The 4,671-nt window shown below is 67.3% G+C and carries 4 protein-coding genes; 1 reads left to right on the forward strand and 3 read right to left on the reverse strand.

What is annotated here, in order from left to right; genetic code table 11:
* From Y706_RS26215 to Y706_RS0117455, 3 genes are all read right to left on the reverse strand, one after another.
* A partial coding sequence (locus Y706_RS26215) for a sugar phosphate isomerase/epimerase and 4-hydroxyphenylpyruvate domain-containing protein (RefSeq protein ID WP_156945188.1) occupies window positions 1-1,114 on the reverse strand: 1,114 nt, incomplete at its 3' end.
* Window positions 1,114-1,995 (reverse strand): shikimate dehydrogenase, encoded by an 882-nt coding sequence (locus tag Y706_RS0117450; RefSeq protein ID WP_028277613.1) that lies wholly within the window; start codon window positions 1,993-1,995, stop codon window positions 1,114-1,116. The genes Y706_RS0117450 and Y706_RS26215, both read right to left, overlap by 1 nt.
* 216 nt (window positions 1,996-2,211) lie before the next feature.
* Window positions 2,212-3,054, reverse strand: coding sequence for an IclR family transcriptional regulator (locus Y706_RS0117455; RefSeq protein ID WP_028277614.1), 843 nt, complete (start codon window positions 3,052-3,054; stop codon window positions 2,212-2,214).
* A 225-nt stretch (window positions 3,055-3,279) separates the two neighbouring features.
* On the opposite strand from Y706_RS0117455, the gene Y706_RS0117460 reads away from it, so the two are divergent.
* Window positions 3,280-4,596: an MFS transporter gene (locus Y706_RS0117460; RefSeq protein WP_028277615.1), complete on the forward strand. Its 1,317-nt coding sequence runs from the start codon at window positions 3,280-3,282 to the stop codon at window positions 4,594-4,596.
* The last annotated feature ends 75 nt before the right edge of the window (window positions 4,597-4,671 follow it).

Raw genomic sequence — 4,671 nt, forward strand, 5'->3', positions numbered from 1 at the left:
CAGCGGTCGCCGTGCCGATGGCTGCCGGTTCTTCATTGATGATCACGCGCGCGTGGCCCATGGTCCACAATTGCACATCCTTCGTGCGATGCCGCCCGTTGAACGCAAACCCCAGCTGGCCCAGCAGGGTTTCCAGTCCGGCGGTGTCACCGGCCCGGACCTCGGCGAAGTTGAAGCCGGCGGGCTCGGCCACGCGGGGAAGCGTGGCCAGCTCCATGGGGTAGCGGCGCCGGGCACCGGACACCGGGCCGGCCGCCCCGCTGACCATGCCGTCTGCTGCATTCGCCGGGTTTGCCTCGAGCCAGGCGGCGCTCTGCTCTTCGAGCCAGATCAGCGACCGCATGGCGTCGACGGCGGTGCGTTCGACGTCGGCCTGGCGGAAGACGTCGTTGAATACTTCCAGCGACACCGGTCCCGTGTAGCCCGCGCGGACCACGTGGCCCATGAACTTGGCGAGTTCGAACTGGCCCTCCCCTGGAAACACCCGGTAGTGCCGGCTCCAGGACAGCACGTCCATGGACAGCTTGGGGGCATCGGCGACCTGGACGAAGAAGATTTTCTCCGGGTCGAAGGCCTCGATCGGCGCGGTATCCCAGTCCCGGGAGAGGATGTGGAAGGAGTCCAGGCAGGTGCCCAGGTTGGGGTGGTCCACCATCCCAACCAGCCGGTGGGCGTGCTCGTAGTCGTTCACGTACTTGCCCCAGGCCAGGGCCTCATAGGCGACCTTGACGCCGTGGTCACCCGCGAGGTCCGCGAGCCGGGAAAGCTGTGCGGCGCGGAGCTCGTCATCGTCGATCGTGGCGGTGCCGACGTTGGAGCAGAGCAGCATGGTGTCCATGCCCAGGCGGGACATGAGCCGGAACTTGGCGTCCGCGCGGCGCAGGTTGGCGGCGAGCAGGTCCTCGGGAACGCTGTCGAAGTCCCGGAACGGCTGGTAGAGATCCAGGTTCAGGCCGAGGTCGGCGGCCAGTTTCCGGACGTCCTCCGGGCTCAGCGGGGACGTCACGAGGTCCTGTTCGAAGATCTCGATCCCGTCGAAGCCGGCCACCGCGCAGGCCTGCATTTTTTCCCGCAAGGTGCCGGCGAGGCAGACGGTGGCGATCCCGGTGCGCATCAGGCGGGCACCTCTTCCGCGGCCACAAGTTCCAGGAAGTGGGAGCGCATTCGGTCGGCGTCGGCCTGGCGCCCGGTGAAGATCCGGAAGGCGTCCGCCGCCTGGCCCACGGCCATCCGGCCGCCGTCGAGCACCTCGCAGCCCTTGGCGCGCGCCTCGCGGACGAGCTCGGTTTCGATCGGCCGGTACACGATGTCGGCCACCCAGTGCCGGGACTCCACGAGGGACATGTCCAGCGGAACCCCCGGATGGGCGGCCATGCCCACCGGGGTGCAGTGCACCAGGCCGTCGGCCTGCGGCATGAGCCGCGGGAGCTCCGCCGTCGTCCGGGCGGTGACGGTCCGGTCCGGGAAGAACCCGGCGAGCTCGGCCGCCCGGGCGGCGGACCGGGCCGCGTCGGTGTCCACGAGGTCCAGCTCGCGGACCCCCGCGGTGAGCAGGGCGTAGGCGACGGCGGAGCCGGCGCCGCCGGCTCCCAGCTGCACCACGCGATCCAGGGCGGCGCCGGGGAGCCCGGAGGCCAGCGCCGCGGCGAAGCCGGAGAAGTCGGTGTTGTGGCCGATGAAGCGGCCGTCGCGGATCACCACGGTATTGACGGCGCCCAGGCGCCGGGCGTCGGCGGAGACCTCATCCAGGTACTCGAGCACGAGCTGCTTGCAGGGGTGCGTGATGTTCAATCCGTTGAACCCGAGGCTCCGGGCGCCGGAGAGCAACTCCCCCACGGCCCGGCCGGGCAGGCCGAGTTCGGTGAGGTCGATGGGGCGGTAGAGGTACCGGAGGCCCTGCACGTCGCCCTCGCGTTCATGCATGTAGGGCGTGAGGGAGGGCATGACGCCGTCTCCCACGAGGCCCACGAGGAAGGACTCTGCTCGATTGCTCATCCAGTTTGCTCCTTTGACAACGGCACTCGGCGGGCTGCGACGCTTGCGGCGTCCGCGGCGGGCCGGGTGATAGGGATTACATTACAGACTTTGTTCACATGTTGCACTGTTGTTCGAATGACGAACATATTATTACGACACCGGCGTATTTCGGCGCCCGCTTTCATGAAGCCGGCTTTCATGACGCAGGCTTTCATGACGCAGGCTGGTCGGCCGTCACCGCTGGGGCAGCCGGGCCGACAGCTCGGCGGCCGCCGCCTGCAGCAGCGGCACGAGGGCCACGAGGGCCTCCATGCTCAGGCGGAAGACCGGTACCGCCGTGGCCAGCGAGGCGAAGGCGTGCCCCTGGGCGTTGAAAACCGGGACGGCGACGGCGCGCATGCCGAGTTCGTTTTCCTCGTCCATGGTGGCGAAGCCCTGGCGCCGGACCTGCTCGATTTCGGCCCGGAAAGCCTCGCGGTCCGTAATGGAGAGCGCCGTCAGGGGCTCCAGGGGCAGTTCCTCGACGAGCTGGGCGCGGGTGGCGTCGTCGGCGAAAGCCACCAGTGCCTTGCCTACCGAGGTGGTATGAAGTGCCCCGAGATGCCCGGGGTCGCTCGTGACCCGGAAGGTCTGCGGGCCGTCCACCTTGTTCACCGTCAGGTGGTGGATGCCGTCCCGCACGGAGAGGATGGTCGCCTCACCCGTTTCCTCGGTCACGCGCCGCAGGATGGGCAGCGCCGTACCCGCGAAGCCGTGGTGGTTGGAGACGCGCTGGCCAAGCTGGAAGACCCTCAGCCCCAGGTGGTAGCGGCGGCCGTCCGGTTCGTAGTCAACGAAGCCGTCCCGCGTCAGGGAGCCGAGCAGGCGGTACGTGGTGCTGAACGGCAGATCCGCGCGGCGGGAGATCTCCGCGGCGCTGGCGCCCCGCGGCTCGTCGCCCAGGAGGACCAGCAGGCCCAGAGCCTTGCCCACCATGTCCGTCCGCGCGTCCTCCCTGGCGGCCTTGGCAGGCTTCGAAGGGGCTTCCGCCGGATACCCGGAAGCGGCGGGAACATCTGTGGTTTGATTCACACTCATGCATCGATGTTCCCACATAGTGAGAGCTATTTCTAGATGGTGATTATTTTTGTTGACAAGTGACTGCGCTCACAGTCATGATTGCTACATCGCACAAGTAGCTTCCACCATGTGGCTACTAGTCCGGGTCTTTCCACGGACCTCCGGCTGCACCACACTTAAGCAAGCGGCAGCCGAGACCTTCCTGATCCATCCGCGACAACGTCGTCACACCAAAGGAACACCATGAGCCACACTGTCCCGTCCACGACGCCGGGTATAACCACAGGAGGGACGCCGAAGAAGGCGGCCCTTGCCAGCTTCCTGGGCAGCGCCGTCGAGTATTACGACTTCTTCATCTTCGGTTCCGCAGCCGCGCTGATCTTCCCGCATGTCTTCTTTCCCGATGCGGACACCAACGCGGCGATCATGTCGTTCGCCACCTTCGGTTTTGCCTACATTGCCCGCCCGGTCGGCGCCGTTATCCTCGGCCACTTCGGTGACAGGATAGGGCGCCGGAAGGTCCTCATGTTCACGCTGTTGCTGATGGGCGCTTCCACCTTTGCCATCGGCTGCCTGCCGGACTTCAAGACGGTCGGCTGGTGGGCCCCTGTCCTGCTGGTGCTGGCGCGTCTCTGCCAGGGCTTTTCCGCTGCCGGCGAGCAGGCCGGCGCCTCGTCCATGACGCTCGAGCACGCCCCGGACGACCGCCGCTCCTTCTTCACCTCCTGGACCCTGACCGGCACCCAGGGCGGCCAGATCCTCGCCGCCCTCGTCTTCATCCCGGTCCTCGCCCTGCCTGACGACATCAAGTACACGATCGGCTGGCGCATCCCGTTCTGGCTCAGCGCCGTGGTTGTGCTGATCGCGTTCTTCATCCGCCGCACCCTGCACGAACCGCCGGCGTTCGAGGAAGCCCAGAAGACCAAGCAGACCTCCAAGCTCCCCGTCGCGGACCTCCTCAAGAGCCACTGGCGCGACGTCCTGCGCGTCATCGCCTGCGCCTTCATCGCCGCCGTGTCCACCGTCTTCGGCACCCTGGCCATCAGCTACGCCAAGAACGTCGCCGGCGTGGACGGCACCACCACCCTCTGGCTCGTCGTCGGGGCCAACTTCATGGCACTGGGCACCCAGCCGCTCTTCGGCATGCTCGCCGACAAGATCGGCCGCAAGCCGGTCTTCATCTACGGCGCACTGTCCAGCGCAGCCCTGACCCCGGTCTTCCTGCTGAGCCTCGAATCCGGCAACGTCGCGCTGATGTTCCTTGCGGCAATCGCGTTCTTCTCCTTCGGCTACGCTGCGGCCAACGCGGTCTGGCCCTCCTTCTACGCAGAGATGTTCAGCACCAACGTCCGCTTCTCCGGCCTCGCAATCGGCACCCAGCTGGGCTTCCTGATGGCCGGCTTCGCCCCGGCGATCGTGGCGGCCATGGGCGGCATCCAGCCCGGCGGCTGGGTCCAGATCTCCATCTTCACCGCAATCATCTGCCTCATCGCCACCGTCGCGGCGCTGACGGCCAAGGAAACATTCCGGGTCCCCACCAAGCAGCTCGGCCAGCGGTAGCCCCCCGCACCGGCAGCGGATCCCAACCGCATTTCCGAACAGCTTTTCCGCACCGCACGACGGCGGCCCGTCCCT

Source organism: Arthrobacter sp. I3, assembly GCF_000520575.1.
Lineage (GTDB): Bacteria > Actinomycetota > Actinomycetes > Actinomycetales > Micrococcaceae > Arthrobacter > Arthrobacter humicola_A.